This is a genomic window from Streptomyces mauvecolor (assembly GCF_039532965.1).
GTDB lineage: Bacteria > Actinomycetota > Actinomycetes > Streptomycetales > Streptomycetaceae > Streptomyces > Streptomyces violascens.
In genome coordinates this window covers 263,901-279,189 of the sequence record NZ_BAAASQ010000009.1, presented here as the reverse complement: position 1 = coordinate 279,189, position 15,289 = coordinate 263,901, and the positions used below count along the sequence as shown (strand labels likewise).

At 71.6% G+C, this 15,289-nt stretch carries 15 protein-coding genes; 4 read left to right on the top strand and 11 right to left on the bottom strand.

Going from position 1 to position 15,289, the window contains the following annotated elements:
- Window positions 1–218: 218 nt before the first annotated feature.
- Both ABD346_RS13745 and ABD346_RS13740 read right to left on the bottom strand, forming a co-directional pair.
- Complete coding sequence (locus ABD346_RS13745) at window positions 219–1,487, bottom strand: MFS transporter (protein ID WP_344374837.1); 1,269 nt, start codon at window positions 1,485–1,487, stop codon at window positions 219–221.
- Entirely contained in the window at window positions 1,484–2,641 is a 1,158-nt protein-coding gene (locus ABD346_RS13740; protein ID WP_344374835.1) for a PLP-dependent cysteine synthase family protein, read from the bottom strand. The genes ABD346_RS13745 and ABD346_RS13740 overlap by 4 nt, the downstream gene beginning before the upstream one ends.
- A 738-nt stretch (window positions 2,642–3,379) precedes the next feature.
- On the opposite strand from ABD346_RS13740, the gene ABD346_RS13735 reads away from it, so the two are divergent.
- Together ABD346_RS13735 and ABD346_RS13730 are read left to right on the top strand one after the other, a co-directional pair.
- Window positions 3,380–3,838 carry a hypothetical protein gene (locus ABD346_RS13735; protein ID WP_344374834.1) on the top strand — a complete coding sequence of 153 codons (459 nt, stop codon included), beginning with the start codon at window positions 3,380–3,382 and terminating at the stop codon, window positions 3,836–3,838.
- Between the two features lie 214 nt (window positions 3,839–4,052).
- Window positions 4,053–4,865, top strand: coding sequence for a hypothetical protein (locus ABD346_RS13730; RefSeq protein WP_344374832.1), 813 nt, complete (start codon window positions 4,053–4,055; stop codon window positions 4,863–4,865).
- A 53-nt stretch (window positions 4,866–4,918) separates the two neighbouring features.
- On the opposite strand, the gene ABD346_RS13725 is transcribed toward ABD346_RS13730, so the two are convergent.
- The 7 genes from ABD346_RS13725 to ABD346_RS13695 form a co-directional block, all read right to left on the bottom strand.
- Window positions 4,919–5,506 (bottom strand): hypothetical protein, encoded by a 588-nt coding sequence (locus ABD346_RS13725; protein ID WP_344374831.1) that lies wholly within the window; start codon window positions 5,504–5,506, stop codon window positions 4,919–4,921.
- Window positions 5,506–6,675 (bottom strand): ROK family glucokinase, encoded by a 1,170-nt coding sequence (locus ABD346_RS13720; RefSeq protein ID WP_344374829.1) that lies wholly within the window; start codon window positions 6,673–6,675, stop codon window positions 5,506–5,508. Before ABD346_RS13720 ends, ABD346_RS13725 begins: the two co-directional genes overlap by 1 nt.
- Window positions 6,676–6,750: 75 nt before the next feature.
- On the bottom strand, window positions 6,751–7,593 hold the full coding sequence (locus ABD346_RS13715; protein ID WP_344374828.1) for an ATP-binding cassette domain-containing protein: 843 nt from the start codon (window positions 7,591–7,593) through the stop codon (window positions 6,751–6,753).
- Window positions 7,590–8,627: an ABC transporter permease gene (locus tag ABD346_RS13710; RefSeq protein ID WP_344374826.1), complete on the bottom strand. Its 1,038-nt coding sequence runs from the start codon at window positions 8,625–8,627 to the stop codon at window positions 7,590–7,592. The genes ABD346_RS13715 and ABD346_RS13710 overlap by 4 nt, the downstream gene beginning before the upstream one ends.
- Window positions 8,624–9,637 (bottom strand): sugar ABC transporter substrate-binding protein, encoded by a 1,014-nt coding sequence (locus ABD346_RS13705; protein ID WP_381229970.1) that lies wholly within the window; start codon window positions 9,635–9,637, stop codon window positions 8,624–8,626. Before ABD346_RS13705 ends, ABD346_RS13710 begins: the two co-directional genes overlap by 4 nt.
- 98 nt (window positions 9,638–9,735) lie before the next feature.
- Complete coding sequence (locus ABD346_RS13700; RefSeq protein ID WP_344374825.1) at window positions 9,736–10,740, bottom strand: substrate-binding domain-containing protein; 1,005 nt, start codon at window positions 10,738–10,740, stop codon at window positions 9,736–9,738.
- A 157-nt stretch (window positions 10,741–10,897) separates the two neighbouring features.
- Entirely contained in the window at window positions 10,898–11,647 is a 750-nt protein-coding gene (locus ABD346_RS13695) for a GntR family transcriptional regulator (protein WP_344375137.1), read from the bottom strand.
- A 124-nt stretch (window positions 11,648–11,771) separates the two neighbouring features.
- Here ABD346_RS13695 and ABD346_RS13690 point away from each other — a divergent pair, with 124 nt between their 5' ends.
- A complete protein-coding gene (locus ABD346_RS13690; RefSeq protein WP_344374823.1) occupies window positions 11,772–12,773 on the top strand; it encodes a Gfo/Idh/MocA family protein in 1,002 nt (333 codons plus the stop codon).
- Window position 12,774: 1 nt separating this feature from the next.
- Here the strand turns inward: ABD346_RS13690 and ABD346_RS13685 are convergent, their stop codons facing one another.
- Both ABD346_RS13685 and ABD346_RS13680 read right to left on the bottom strand, forming a co-directional pair.
- Window positions 12,775–13,977, bottom strand: a complete 1,203-nt coding sequence (locus ABD346_RS13685) for a cytochrome P450 family protein (RefSeq protein WP_344374822.1) — start codon at window positions 13,975–13,977, stop codon at window positions 12,775–12,777.
- Between the two features lie 11 nt (window positions 13,978–13,988).
- Window positions 13,989–14,417: a PaaI family thioesterase gene (locus ABD346_RS13680; protein WP_344374820.1), complete on the bottom strand. Its 429-nt coding sequence runs from the start codon at window positions 14,415–14,417 to the stop codon at window positions 13,989–13,991.
- 90 nt (window positions 14,418–14,507) lie between these two features.
- On the opposite strand from ABD346_RS13680, the gene ABD346_RS13675 reads away from it, so the two are divergent.
- Complete coding sequence (locus ABD346_RS13675) at window positions 14,508–15,281, top strand: hypothetical protein (RefSeq protein ID WP_344374818.1); 774 nt, start codon at window positions 14,508–14,510, stop codon at window positions 15,279–15,281.
- Window positions 15,282–15,289: the final 8 nt, after the last annotated feature.

The window sequence follows — 15,289 nt, the reverse complement described above, 5'->3', positions numbered from 1 at the left end:
TCCACCACGGTGCTCGGGCCGCCGGGTGAGGTCTGTGCGTCAGTTGCCTCCGACCCGAGATCGCCACGCCTGCCGACCGCATCGGCCGCCGCATCCCACTGCCCTCCGGACACGAGGCCGACTCCGTCCGTGGGCCCCGGGGCTGTGAGGAGAAGCGAGAGCGGTTGCGCCTGGAGGGGGCCGGGCACGTACGGACCTCCCCCCTGCCCCGCAGCCGCTCAGACCGGCACCGGCTGCGCGTCAGGACCGACGAGGCGCCCGGTGCGGGCGAGCGCGAACACCGCACCGGCGCAGGCCATGCCGGTGGCGGCCAGCGCGCTCCATGCCAGCCAGCGTGCGTCATGGCGCTGGGCCGCGTCCCACAGGGCGCCCGTGGCCAGATTGCCCAGCGTGATCCCCAGGCCGGAGACGGTGTTGTACAGGCCGTAGTGCGTGGCGACCAGGCGGTTCCCCGACAGGGAGACCACGGTGTCCATCTCGAAGGGGTAGACCACCGCGCCGGCGGCGGCCAGGCCGACCACCGTCACGATCAGCGCGGTCAGCAGCACGGGCTGTGCCGTGCGCCCGCCTGCGCCGGAGATCACGGCCGGCGGAACGAAGGCCGCTCCCATCACTACGAGGCCGCGTACCAGTGCCTGCTGGGGGCTCCAGCGTTCGCGGGCCCAGCCCGTCAGCCGCAACTGCCCGAGGACCGCGACGGCGGCCGAGACGACGAAGAGCACGCTGGTGGCCTTCGTCCCGGCCGCCCCGAACCCGTCGCCCGCGGCGAGCGGCAGGGCCAGGTAGAGCTGGAAAGTAAGGACGTAGGAGCCGATCATGGCGCAGGAGAACAGCAGGAACGGACGGTTGGCCACCACCGTGCGCCACTGGGCCAGTACCCCGGACGGGCCGCTCTCCCCCGCGTCCGCGGTGCCGCCCCTGGCCGGCAGGGCCCGCCACTGCAGCACCGTCAGCCCGGCGAAGATCGCGGCCGCCACCGTGCACACGAGCCGGAAGTCGACGGCCAGCAGGGCCAGTCCGACCAGCGGACCGAGCAGCATCCCGCCCTGGTAGTAGACGTTGAACGTGGCGAAGGCCTCTACCCTGCGTTCCCCGGCGCCGGCGGCCAGGTAGGCGCGGACGGCCGGGTTGAACAGCGCACCGGCGAAGCCGGTAGCCGCCGAGGCGACGATCAGCGCGGGCAGGCTGTTCACCCAGCCCAGCAGGGCGAACCCGCCGGTACGCAGCAGGCATCCGGCCAGGATGGGCGCCTTGTAGCCGTAGCGGTCGGCGATCGTGCCGCCGATGAGGAACATGCCCTGCTGGGAGAGATTGCGTACGCCCAGCACCAGGCCGACCGCCCAGGCTGCCAGGCCCAGATCGCCGGAGAGGTGAGCGGCGAGGTAGGGCATCAGCATGTAGAAGGCGAGGTTGATGGCGAACTGATTGGCCATCAACAGCCGGACGGCGGGCGGGAATGAGCGGGTGGCGGCCCACAGGGTTTTCACCGGGCGACTCCCGTCAGGCCGAGGCTGCCCGGCTCGGGCCGGCTTGAAGCCGCCGGGGCCGGGTCCAGCACGGTCGCGCACTTCGTCCACCGGGACACGGTGCGCTCCTGGGGATGGCCGATCTCGTCGGGCACCTCGGCGGGTACGCAGCCGAGCAGGTCGTGCTGACGGCACCAGACGTCGTCGAAGACGGTGCCGATGTAGCGCTGCGGGCCGTCGGGAAACACCGCGGCGGTCTTCTCCTCCGCCGGGGACACAGCGGCGATGTGGCGGGCCACCAGGGCGACCGCGCCCACACTCCATCCCCCGCTCGCGTACCGGCAACGAGCCAGCGCCCGGGCGGCCCAGACCGCCTCACCGGCAGCGACCCAGTGCACCTCGTCGAACAGCTCGTAGTCGACGTTGCGCGGGTAGATGCTGCTGCCCAGCCCCCGCATGAGCCGGGGCCCCGCGGGCTGGCCGAAGATGGTCGAGCCGCAGGTGTCGACCCCGACGATCCGCAGCGAGGGGAAGAAACCGCGCAGCACGGCACCGATCCCGGCCGAGTGTCCGCCGGTGCCCACGCTGACCACCAGCGTGTCGATCCGCCCGAGCTGGGCGACGAGTTCGTGGGCCAGCGGCGCGTAGGCGGCCACGTTGTCGGGGTTGTTGTACTGGTCCGGGCACCAGGCGTCCTGATGGAGCGTGAGCAGTTCCTCGACCCGTGTCCGGCGGGCCTGCTGCCAGCCACCGACCGGATGCGGCTCCGCCACGACCTGGATGTCCGTGCCATGGGCGGTGAGCAGACCGGTCATCAACGGCTCCATGCCGGGGTCGGTGACCACCGTGACCGGATGCCCGAAGGCGACCCCGGCCAGGGCCAGGCCGAGCCCGAGGGTGCCGGAGGTGGACTCCACGATCCGTGCTCCCGGCAGCAGTTCACCGCGCTCGCGGGCACGGGCGACCATGTACAGCGCCGTACGGTCTTTGATCCCGCCCGGATTGTGGCCTTCGAGCTTGGCCCAGAAGCCCCGGCCGACGGACGTGAAAGGCTCGCCGATCCACAGGCTCGGTGTGTCACCCACCAGCCCCGCGGGGGTCCGGGCGGGCAGGGACGGCGCGGACAGCAGCTGCGCCGGCGCAGCAGGCGGTGGCGTCATGGGAAAGGTGTTCATCGCGTGGCTCTCCCGCGCCCCCCTGTTCCGCAGCGCGGACAGGTGGGACGCGTCGCTAGAAATGCGAGGTCTACCGACAGCGCAGAGCACCGCACGCGAGGCGGAGACGGCACACTCCCGTGAGCCGGTCCATGCGCGCGGAGCAGGCCCCGTCAGGTCCGCCACACCCCGAGCGCCGCCAGAGCCCGCCCCTGCCCCGGCACGGCCCGTGGCACCACGACCGGCGGCGCCGACTGCCGGACCGACGCGCACTCGACGGCCTGCGTCGCAGCACCGACGCCCGGAGTCGCCACCGCAGTCCCGGGAACCCAGCCTGGCGCGTCAACCCCGGCACACTCCGCATGTTCCGTATCGTGCGGCTGCTTCGCCGAGGAGTGTTCCAGGGGAACGGACGTCGCACTGAGGAGGGAATCCACCCCGCCGGCACCGACGTTCTGCGGCCCGTGCGCGCACCCCAGGACATGCACCAGCCCGGCCACGACCACAGCGAGAACCACTGTGGCCCAGACCGACGACTGCCGCCTCCGGAGCACCTTCCACACCGACACGACACACAGGGTATGCATGTCGCTACATAAGGTGCCCGTAAGGCGGGCTGGGTTTCAGCCAGCCTGGCGCCGGAGCCGCACCGCCGGCTCCGCGCTTGGACCGGGGGATGGCGGGTCGGGGAAACCCGGTGGGGGTATCGTCTGGCTCGTACCGCACCATTCGTACGAACGTGAAGGACGCCAGGCAGCGATGGACCGCAGACGGGCGCGGAGGCCGGGAGTGTCCCGGCTGCTCGTGCTGTGCGCCGTCCTGTTCGGGCTGTTCCTCATGCACGGGGCTCCCGCCACCGCCGCCGAAGGATGCCACGGCGTGATGTCCGCGCCCACAGGGATGCGCGACGGCCTCGCCACGACTTCGTCGGCGTCCGCCAGTTCCGCTGCGGCAGAGTCCGCGGCGGCGCCGGTGATGACACACACCGGCGTGCAGCGGGCTTCAGGCACGGCGGCGATGGGTGGGGAGACGTGCCTCTCGACGCCCGCCCGGGACGGAATCCCCCGGCCGATGGCCGCCCTGGCGGCCGTCATCACGGTGATGGCCGGTCTGTTCCTTGCCGGCCGGTCTCCAGCCGCGGGCCCGGCGGGGCGGCGCGGACCACCGCCCCCGGGCGGGCGAAGTCTGCTGCTCCAGGTGTGTATCGCGCGGACCTGACCAGGCCGCGCCGGAACCCGGGTGTCCTCCCCGGGGCCGGCGACGTGACCTGATCGCCTCCGCGCGCCCGCCCGGCGTGGTGCGCCCACCCGGAAAGACCACCATCGTGTTCCCTTCCTCCCGTCCCGCACGCCGCCGTGCTCTCACCGCGGCCGCTGTCGTCACCTCACTCGCCCTGACGTCGGCCGCTTGCGGTTCCTCCGACAGCTCCTCGATGCCCGGCACGGCCCACGGCGCCAAGCCGTCCGCGCCCTCCTCGATGAAGGCGTCACCCTCCATGGGAGACATGCCCGGCATGGACCACACGGCGTCCGGCAACGGCCTGTCCGACACCAAGGACGGCTACCGACTCACCAGCCAGGACATGACCCTGGCGGCAGGCACGCGAGCCGCCTACCGGTTCGCGATCACCGGCCCGGACCGCAAGCCGGTCACGCGCTTCGCCGTCGACCAGACCCAGCGCATGCACTTCTACGCCATCCGCTCGGACCTGACCGGCTTCCAGCACCTCCACCCCACCATGGCCGCCGACGGCGTCTGGACCGCAGACCTGGCCTCTCTCACGCCCGGCTCCTGGCGGATGTTCACCTCCTTCACGCCTGACAGCGGTTCCGGCAGGGGCACGGCGTTCGTCCTCAGCCGCACCGTCACCATCCCCGGAACCGAGACGACGACCCCGCTGCCCCCAGCCGCCAAGTCCACCGAGACCGACGGCTACACGGTCACCGTCCAGGGCGCCCCGACAGCCGGCATGACGCACCCGCTGACCGTCACCGTCACCAAGGGCGGCAAGCCCGTCACCGACCTCCAGCCCTATCTGGACACCTACGCACACCTGACCGCTTTCCACGAGGGCGACGTCGCGTTCGCCCACCTGCACCCGACCACCAGGGTCAACGGCGACCGCGGCGGGCCGGAACTGTCCTTCGACGCCGAACTGCCCACGGCCGGCAACTGGCGGCTGTTCCTGCAATTCCGGACCGGTGGGGAGCTGCACACCGCCGCGGTGACGTTGAACGTCGGCTGATCCGCGCCGGGGCGCCGCTGACAGGCGGTGCCCCGGCGTGACACCGGGTGGGGTCAGGGGGTCGCCGTGGATACCACGAAAACCACCGGCTTGTCCGGGTCCGTCTCGTCGACGGTGATGTTCTGGGTGGGGAGCGGGTCCTTCTGGGCGTGGGTGGTGCCCGCCCAGTCGTGGCCCGCCGGGAAGGTCCAGCCCACCTTCAGGGCGTCCTCGGGGGCGATCGTCACGTCGCCGGGCTTGAGCGCGGCCGTGCTGGTGCCGCCGTCCTTCATGAACTCCGCGAGGCCCGCCGCACTGGTCTTGAACTGGACGTACAGCTTGCTGACCTTCCAGCTGTTCGTCTCGTAGTAGGCGACGGAGACCGCGTCGCCCGGGACGGGCACGTCGTAGATGCGCCGCTGGGTCTTGGACGGCCAGTCGTTCTGGAGGCCGTGCGCCGAGGCCTCGGACTCCTTGTCGCGGCCGCTGGTGCGGCTCTGCTCGGCGGAGATCGCCAGATACCCGGCGGGCACCCCGATGAGCAGCACGATGATCACCGCGGTGATCCAGCGCCGCCTGATCATGTGCCGACGGGTCTCCGGGGGCTTCTCGTCCGGCGGCGGGGACTGGCGCGGCACCGCGGGACGGTCGGACGGTGTCATCAGTCGGATCCCTGGGTGGTGCGGGTGGTGCCCGTCCTGCGGACGGCTTCGGCGGCCTTGGCGTACCGCTCGTAGCGCTCGACGCGGCGGCGGTTGGCCCGGCGGAAGCGGCGGGCCACCAGGCGGGCGAGGTCGGCGGCGCCGACCATTCCCGCTTCGGGGCCCAGCTGGGCCTTGGCGATCCGCGCCTCGGGGCGGTAGCCGCGGCCGGTGAGGTGGCGCTTGAAGGCGTCCCTGGCGGGGGCGATCAGGAGGTCGTCGGCGGCGCTGACGCCCCCGCCGATGACGAAGCAGGAGGGATCGAGCGCGGCCGCCAGATTGGCGATGCCGACGCCGAGCCACTGGCCGATGTCCTGGAGCAGTTCGACGCACATGGCGTCGCCCTCGCGGGCCAGCTCGGTGATGAGCGGCCCGGTGATCTCGGGGATGTTCCCGCCGACCCGCTCGATGATGTTGTACGCCACCGGGGAGTCGGCCGTGGCGAGCTCGCGGGCCTCGCGGACCAGGGCGTTGCCCGAGCTGTACTGCTCCCAGCAGCCGCGGTTCCCGCAGGCGCAGCGGTGTCCGCCCGGCACGACCTGCATATGGCCGAACTCGCCGGCCACGCCGTACTTGCCGCGCTTGACCTGCCCGTCCTCCAGGATGGCGCCGCCGATCCCGGTGCCCAGGGTGATCATGACCAGGTGGTCCTCGCCGCGGCCCGCGCCGAAGCGCCACTCGGCCCAGGCGGCGGTGTTGGCGTCGTTGTCGACCATGACCGGCACCGCGAGGCGGGCCTGGAGGGCGTCGCGCAGCGGCTCGTTGCGCCAGGCGAGGTGCGGGGCGAACAGGATGGTGGAGCGGTCGGCGTCGACCCAGCCGGCCGCGCCGATGCCGACCGCGTGCACGTCGTGCCGGTCGGAGAGGTCGAGGACCAGCTCGGTGATGGTGTCCTCGACGACCTTGGGGCTCTTGGACTTGTCCGGGGTCTCCGTGCGGAGCTTCTCCAGGATGTTCCCGTCCGCGTCCACGACGCCGGCCATCACCTTCGTACCGCCGATGTCGATGCCGACGGTGGGGACCCGGGGAGCCGTCAGGTGCGAGCGGCGTTCCCGGGTGCCTACGGTGCGCAGCACGGTGGCCCGGGCGGAACCCCGGTGGGCTAGGGCGAAGTCGCGGTACGTGGTCATCGGGGCCGATTCTGCCACCCCTGGGGGTGGCGGACCGTGCGCCGGGGGCCGCCCCGGTGGCCCGGGGCGGCCCGCTCACTCCTTGTCGGCCGGGCCGCCGAGGTGGCCGGGGGCGGGGGCCCGCTGGAGTTCGTGGCTGAGCTCTTCGAGCTCGCTGCCGCCCGCCATCTGGCGGGTGAGCTCGTCCAGGGTGATGTCGGAGCGCAGGTGGCTGCCGGTCATCGTGCCGCGCTTGAGCAGCACGAAACGGTCGCCGACGAGGTAGGCGTGGTGCGGGTTGTGCGTGATGAGAACCACGCCGAGCCCGGCGTCCCGGGCGGCCGCCACGTACTTCAGGACGACACCGGACTGCTTCACGCCGAGCGCCGCGGTCGGCTCGTCGAGGACGAGGACCTTGGCGCCGAAGTAGACGGCGCGAGCGATGGCGACGCACTGGCGCTCGCCGCCGGACAGGGTGCCGATCGGCTGGTCGACGTCGCGCAGGTCGATGCCCATGCGGAGCAGCTCCGCGCGGGTGGTGGCGCGCATCTTCTCGACGTCGAGGCGCTTGAAGGGGCCCTTGCCCTTGGTGGGCTCGGAGCCGAGGAAGAAGTTGCGCCAGACCGGCATCAGCGGGACGACGGCCAGGTCCTGGTAGACGGTGGCGATGCCGCGGTCCAGGGCCTCGCGGGGGTTGTTGAGGGAGACGTCCTCGCCCTCGATGCGGAATCCCCCGGCGTCGTGCCGGTGCAGCCCCGCGATGATCTTGATGAGGGTGGACTTGCCGGCTCCGTTGTCGCCCAGTACGCAGGTGATCTCCCCGGCGTGCACCTCCAGGGAGACGCCTTCCAGGGCGCGGATGTTGCCGTAGTACTTGCTGACGTCGTCGAGCTCGACGAGCGCCGTCCGCTCGGCCGTCCTGTCCGGTGTGGTCGTCATGCTGTCGCCTCCGCCCGCTTGCGCACCCACGCGTTGAGGAGGGTGGCGAGCAGGAGCATCGCTCCGAGGAAGAACTTGAACCAGTCCGGGTTCCACTCCGCGTACACGATGCCCTTGCTGGTCATGCCGAAGATGAAGGCGCCCACGGCCGAGCCGATCGCCGAGCCGTAGCCGCCGGTGATCAGGCAGCCGCCGATGACGGCCGCGATGATGTAGATCAGCTCGTTGCCGACGCCCTCGCCGGACTGCACCACGTCGAACGAGAACAGCAGGTGCTGGCCGGAGACCCAGGCCGCGAACGCGACGCCCATGTAGAGGCCGATCTTCGTCTTGAAGACCGGTACGCCGACCGCGCGGGCCGCGTCCGCCTCGCCGCCGACCGCGAAGATCCAGTTGCCGAAGCGGGTCCGCAGCAGGATCCAGGTGGCGACCGCGACCAGCGCGAACCACCACAGGATGGTGACCTTCAGGTCGACGGAGCCGATGGTCAGCTGGGAGGCGAAGAGCTTCTTCGCCGATTCGAAGCCCTCCATGTCGGCGATGGACTTCGTCGAGACCGTGCCGCTGATCAGCTTGGTGAAGCCGAGGTTGAGGCCGGTCAGCATCAGGAAGGTACCGAGCGTGATGATGAAGCTCGGGAGTTTGGTGCGGGTCAGCATGAAGCCGTTGAAGGCGCCGATGGCGAGGGTGACCAGGAGCGAGACGCCCACACCCACCCAGACGTTCGCCGTCATCTGGTAGCTGAACATCGAGGAGACCAGGGCCGAGGTCGTCACCAGGACACCGGCCGACAGGTCGAACTCGCCGCCGATCATCAGCAGCGCGACCGGCACCGCCATGATGCCGATCGTCGAGGCCGCGTACAGGACCGTGGAGAGGCTGGAGGGCTGCAGGAAGCTTCCGGCGACGACCGAGAAGAAGAGGAAGACGGCGCCGGCGCCGACCACCGAGCCGAGTTCGGGACGGCCGATGATCTTGCGCCAGACGGAGCGGCGCAGCAGCCGTTCGTCCTCGGCGATGTCTGTCGCGCTCATCGGGTCCCCCGCTTCGTGTACTCCTCCAGCTTGGCGGCCTGGTCCTTGGTGATGATCTGCGGCCCGGTCAGGACCGGGAGCCCGCCGCCGAGGACGTCGGCGTTGTACTTGTAGAGCCACAGCAGGTCCACCGCCTCGTAGCCCTGGAGGTAGGGCTGCTGGTCGACGGCGAAGCCGAGCGTGCCGGCCTCCAGGGCCGTGGCCACCTTGGCGTTGAGGTCGAAGGTGTCGATCTCGGCGGAGCTGCCCGCCGACTGCTTGGCCTTGACGGCCGTGTCCGCGAAGGGCGCGCCGAGGGTGACCACCGCGTCGATGGACGGGTCGGCCTGGAGCTTGGCCTCGATGGAGGACTGCACGTCGGGCATGTTGGTGCCGGTGACGTAGAGGTTCTGGACCTCGCCCTTGAACGTCTTCTTGGTGCCCGCGCAGCGCTGCTCGTGGCCGACGTTGCCCTGCTCGTGCAGGACGCACAGGGCCTTCTTCCTGCCCCGCTTGGTGAGCTCGTCGCCGACCGCCTCGCCCGCGATGGTCTCGTCCTGGCCGATGTGGGTGAGCGCCCCGAACTCCTTGGACTTCTCCGAGCCCGAGTTCACGGTGATCACCGGGATGCCGGCCTTCTCGGCCTTGGCGACGACGTCTTTGAGGGCGTCGGGCTTGGCGAGCGTGACGATGAGGCCGTCGACCTTCTGGTCGATGGCGGCCTGCACGAACTGCGCCTGCTGCTGCCCCTGGTCGCTGTGCGAGTAGAGGAAGTCGATGTTGTCCTTGACGGCGGCCTGCTTGGCACCGTTCTGGACGATGTCCCAGAACGTGTCGCCGTCGCCCGAGTGGGTGACCATCGCGATCTTCCAGCGGGGCGTGTCCACCGCGGCCCTGCCCTGGGCCTGCGCGGACTTGCGCGCGTCCTCGGCGCGCTTGCCGCCGGTGCTGCTGCACCCCGCCAAGGAGGCCCCGAGCACCGCTGCCAGCACCGCGCCCATGACGCGTACCCCTGTCCGAACCCTTGCCACGACGCCGTGCCCTTCTTGCTGTACCACCGGGTGCCTCCGGGGCTGGTTCAGGCCTGCCCCGGCCGCCCAAGTATGGGTCACGCCGGGTCGCCGGGCGATCATCGGGTACCGCGGGCGGTGTACTTCTCCAGCGTCGGCACGTCCTTCTCGGTGACGATCGCGGGTCCGGTCAGGACCGGCCGGCCGCCGCCGATCACGTCCCCGTTGGTCTTGTTCAGCCACAGCTCGTCGACGGCGAGATAGCCCTGGAGGTAGGGCTGCTGGTCGACGGCGAAGCCGATCTCCTTGGCCTTGAACTGCTTGATCACGGCCGCGTTCAGGTCGAAGGTGTCGATCTCGGCGGAGCTGTTCGCGTCGCCCTTCGCCTTGACCGCGGCGGCCGCCATCGGCGCGCCGAGGGTGACGACCGAGTCGATGTCCTTGGCCGACTGGAGCTTGGCCTCGATGGAGGAGGTGGACGCGGGCGTGTTGGTGCCGTCGACATCGAGGTTCTCCACGCTGCCCCGGAAGGTCTTCTTCACTCCCGCGCAGCGCTGCTCCAGGGAGACGTTGCCCTGCTCGTGGATGACACACAGGGCCTTCTTCCTGCCCCGCTTGTTGAGCTCGTCGCCGACCGCCTCACCGGCCACGCCCTCGTCCTGGCCGATGTGGCCGAGCGCGCCGACCTCCTTCGAGTAGTCGGCGCCGGAGTTGATCGTGACGACGGGTATCCCCGCCGCCACGGCCTTCTTGACGACATCCTTGACCGCCTCGGGCTTGGCGAGCGTGACGATCAGCCCGTCCACCTTCTGGTCGATGGCCGCCTGCACCAGCTGCGCCTGCTGCTGCCCCTCCTTGTCGGCCGAGTACAGGAAGTCGACGTTGTCCTTGGCAGCGGCCTGTTTCGCACCGCTCTGGACGATGTCCCAGAAGGTGTCGCCCTGGCCGGAGTGGGTCACCATCGCGATCTTGAGGCGGGGGGTGTTCACGCCTTTGCCGCCGCCCGGCGATCCGGAACCCTGGTCCTCGGAGCTCTTGCCCCCCGAACTGCTGCAGCCGCCGAGCGCGAGCGCCAGTACGGCGACGGCCACGGCCGCCGTGGTTGCCGTGCGGGGTGAGTGCATGGGGTCCGCCTTCTGTCCCGGCCGCCCGGTTGCGGCACGTGAGTTCTAGCGGCGGTTCCGCGACACCGTCAATACTTTGTCCGAACATTCTTACTCAGGAGCGCTCCGGGTCGCCTGCGCCCCTCAAGGGCGTATCCCACGGGCGTACGAGCAGCTCTCACGGGCGTACGAGCAGCTGGAACTCGAAGGAGTAGCGCGAGGCCCGGTAGATGTGCGAGCCGAACTCGACGGCCCGGCCGGTGTCGTCGAAGGTGGTGCGCTCCATGGTGAGCAGCGGCGCGCCCTCGGTCTCGGTGAGGAGGTCCGCCTCCTGCGCAGTGGCCGCCCGCGCCCCCACCGTCTGGCGCGCGCTGTGCAGCGTGATGCCCGCACCCCGCATCAGCCGGTACAGGCCGGTGCCCTCCAGGTACTCCGTGTCCAGCGGGAGCAGCCCGGTCGGCAGGTGGTTGCGCAGCCGCGCCATGGGCTCGCCGTGCGCGTACCGCAGCCGCTCCACCAGGTGTACGTCGCTGCCCTCGGGCACCCCGAGGGCAGCGGCGACCTCGGCGGTGGCCGGCTCGAAGGTGTTGCGAAGCACGGTGGTGGCGGGCTTCTGGCCGGCCGCCTCCAGGTCGTCGTACAGGCTGCTCAGTTCGAGCGGGCGCTTGACCTGGCTGTGCACGACCTGGGTGCCCACCCCCCGGCGCCGGACCAGGAGGCCTTTGTCGACCAGGGCCTGGATGGCCTGGCGGACCGTGGGGCGGGACAGGCCGAGCCGGTTCGCCAGGTCGATCTCGTTGCCGAGGAGGCTGCCGGGCGTGAGGGTGCCCTTCTCGATGGCCGCCTCCAGCTGCTGCGAGAGCTGGAAGTAGAGCGGGACCGGGCTGGTCCGGTCCACGCTGAGCTGGAGCGGCTTGGGGAAGTCCATCGCTGGTCTGGGCTGCTTGGGCACGGAGCGAGCGTAATGCGCCGGGATGTTGACGGGAAGTCCAGAGGTTCGATTGTCAGGACAAACTCTTGACAGGACGAGTCTCCCCGGCCACGGTGTGCCCATGCGTATCGGACTGATCGGAACGGGACGGATCGGCTCATTCCACGCGGGAATCCTCGCCCGGCATCCCGGGGTCGAGCACCTGGTGGTCGCGGACACCGACGCCGCGCGCGCCGCCGAGGTGGCCGCGCTGACCGGCGCGACGGCGGCGGCCACGGTGGCGGACGCGTTCTCGGGGGTCGACGCGGTGGTGATCGCCTCGGCGACCTCCGCGCACGCCGGGCTCATCACGGCCGCCGCGCACGCCGGACTGCCCGCCTTCTGCGAGAAACCGGTCGCCCTGGACGTGCCGGGCACCCTGGAGGCCCTCCGCGCCGTCGAGGCTGCGGGCACCGAGCTCCAGCTCGGCTTCATGCGCCGCTTCGACGCGGGCTACCGGCGCGCCCGGGAGCTCGTGCGCTCGGGGCGGCTCGGCCGGCTGCACACCGTGCGGGCCGTCACCTCCGACCCGGCGCCGCCGCCCGCCGCCTATCTGCCGCTCTCCGGCGGGCTCTACCGAGACTGCCTGGTCCACGACTTCGACATCGTGCGCTGGGTGACCGGCCGCGAGGTCACCGAGGTGTACGCGATGGGCTCGGACGCGGGGCCCGCGATGTTCCGCGCGGCCGGTGACGTCGACACGGCGGCCGTCGTCCTCACCCTGGACGACGGCACCCTGGCCACGGCGACGGCCGCCCGCTGCAACGGGGCGGGTTACGACGTGCGGCTCGAACTGGCCGGAGAGCAGGACCAGTTCGCGGTCGGCCTGGACGACCGCACCCCGCTGACCTCGGCCGAACCGCACGGTCCCGGCCGCCCCGACAAGCCGTGGCCCGGCTTCCTGGAACGCTTCGCCCCGGCCTACGAGGCCGAACTGGACGCCTTCGTCCGGCTCGTACGGGGCGAGGCGCCGAACCCCTGCGACGGCCGCGACGCCCTGCACGCGCTGCGCATCGCGGAGGCGTGCGAGGTGTCGCGCCGGGAGCGGCGGGTGGTGCCGGTGGCGGAGATCCCGGCGGGCTGAGCTACCACCTGACCGGCAGCGTCTCCGGCCCCCGCACCAGCATCCCCGTACGCCACTGGATGGCCGCCGGGTGGATGTCCAGGGTCAGGTCCGGGCAGCGGTCGAGCAGCGTACGGACCGCGATCCGGGCCTCCAGGCGGGCCAGCGGGGCGCCCAGGCAGTAGTGGATGCCGTGGCCGAAGGCGACGTGGCCACGGGCGTCGCGCCGGATGTCGAAGGCGTGCGGGTCCTCGAAGCGCGCCGGGTCGCGGTTGGCGTCGGCCAGGGCGACGAGGACCAGCTGACCGCCGCCGGGAATGAGGGTGCCGCCGATCTCGACCGGATCCTTGGTGAAGCGGTACGTCGGCGTCTCCACGGGGCCGTCGTAGCGCAGCATCTCCTCGACGGCGTTGTCGATGAGCCCGTCGAAGTCGGCGCGCAGGGCGGCCAGCTGCTCGGGGTGGGACAGCAGGGCGAGCATGCCGTTGGAGATGAGGTTGACGGTGGTCTCGTGGCCCGCGACCAGCAGCAGCCAGGCCATGCCGAGGAGTTCGGGGCCGGACAGATGGTCGCCGTCCTCGTCGTCGACGGCCTGGATCAGCGCGCTGATCAGGTCGTCGCCGGGCTCGGCGCGCTTCTCGTCCAGCAGGCGTCTCAGGTACCCGTCGATCGCCTTCGCGGCGGCGAGCCGGTCTTCGAGTGCGGGCGCCGAGACGGAGATGTTGGACCACTGGCGGAACTGGTCCTGGTCGAGCGTGGGCACGCCGATCAGTTCGCAGATGACCGTTATCGGCAGCGGGAAGGACAGCGCCTCGACGAGGTCGGCCCTGCGGTCCGGGGCGGCCAGCATCGCGTCGACGAAGCCGTCGGTCATCTCCTGGACGCGCGGGGCGAGTTCGTCGACCCGGCGGGGCGTGAAGTGCCGCGTCACCAGCTTGCGCAGCCGGGTGTGGGCGGGCGCGTCGGAGCTCAGCATGGTGGGCGCGGGCGAGACCGCCTGCACCCCGAGGCCGGGCGCGGCCCTGCGCCACTCCTTGGAGAGCCGGTCGTCGGCGAGCGTGGCCCGCCCGGCCTCGTACCCGACGACGAGCCAGGCGTCGGCCCCCTCGGGCATCCGGATGCGGTGCACGGGGCCCTGCGCCCGCAGCCCGGCGTACACGGGGTAGGGGTCGCGGGTGAAGTCCTCGCCCAGTGCGGCGAGATCGACTATGACGTCGCTGGTCAACGCGTGTCCCTTCAGGACGGTCCGGTGGATACGGCGGACAGTACGGTGCCCTGGGCCACCGCGCACAGCTTTTCCCCGCCGTCGCCGTCCCGGGTGAACAGGTCGCAGCGGACCGTGGCCTGGCGGCGCCCGCCGTGCACCACCGTGGCGCGGGCGACCAGGGTGCGGCCGGTGGCCGGACGCACGTACTGGATGGAGAAGCCGCTGGTGAGGACGGCGGAGCCGAGCGCGGTCCCGGCCGCGAAGGTGAGGGCGTTGTCGGCCGCGTAGGCCAGGACTCCGCCGTGCACGAAGCCGTTCTGCTGGAGGAGCTCCTCGCGGATGTCCAGCTCCAGGACCGCCCCGCCGTCGCCGAACGCGGTGATCCGCGCGTCGAGGAGCCGGCTGAACGGCTGGCTCGCCAGCGTCCCGCGGGCCGATTCGAGATCGAGTTCCCCCATGCCCTGCACCTCTCGTCGAGCGATCGGCCACACCCTAACTCTCCAGTAGCTTACGAGGCTTCTACCCTGGTCGGAGCGAGGGAGGCAAGGGTGCTGAGGCGTTGGTGGTTCTTGGACAGGCTGCGCCCCGCCGTGCCCGTGCAGCGGCCCGGGGAGCTGTCGAAGGAGCAGCAGCAGCTGGTCCTCGACGAGTGGGCGACGGCCCGCGAGCGGCTCGACCGGCTGGTGTCGGAGCGGGTGACCGCGGTGGGCGATGTGCTGCGGACGGCCGAACTGCCTCTGTCCTCAAGCGGGCCGGCCGAACACGCCGGGTCCGATCCGCGGGCCGAGGGCGACTGCGCCTGGGCCTTCGACGCGTTCCAGGCCGCGGGCAAGCTGCTCGACGAGGCGGCCGATCTGCCCGACCTCGCGGCCGCGGCGGTGCTCGCCGACCGAGCGCTCGAACGGTTCGCGGCGGTCCGCGCCCGGGCGGCCGGGCAGCCGGTGCCCAAGGCCGCCCGGCGCTGCTTCTACAACCCGCTGCACACGGCGGCCGAGGACACCCACTCCCCCGTCCGCAAGCAGCACCGCAAGGAGGCGCGGCGCCGCACCGGGCCGCGCGAGGCGGCGGCCGACCGGCGCCCGGCCTGCCCGTCCTGCCGCCGCGCGATCCTGGCCGGCCAGACGCCGGACGTCCTGCCCGCGCTCGTTCCGGTGAAGCTGTCGCGGCTGCGGACGGCCAGGGTGCTCGTGCCGTACTACTCGGTGCCGCAGCAGTGGTCGCTGTGGTCGGTCTGCGCCTGCGGGGCGTACGGGGACGAGTGGCCCTCGCTCGTGCTGCGCGGCGAGCACCGCAAGCGGGCGGCGGCCGCGCGCAAGGCGTGAGTCACCGG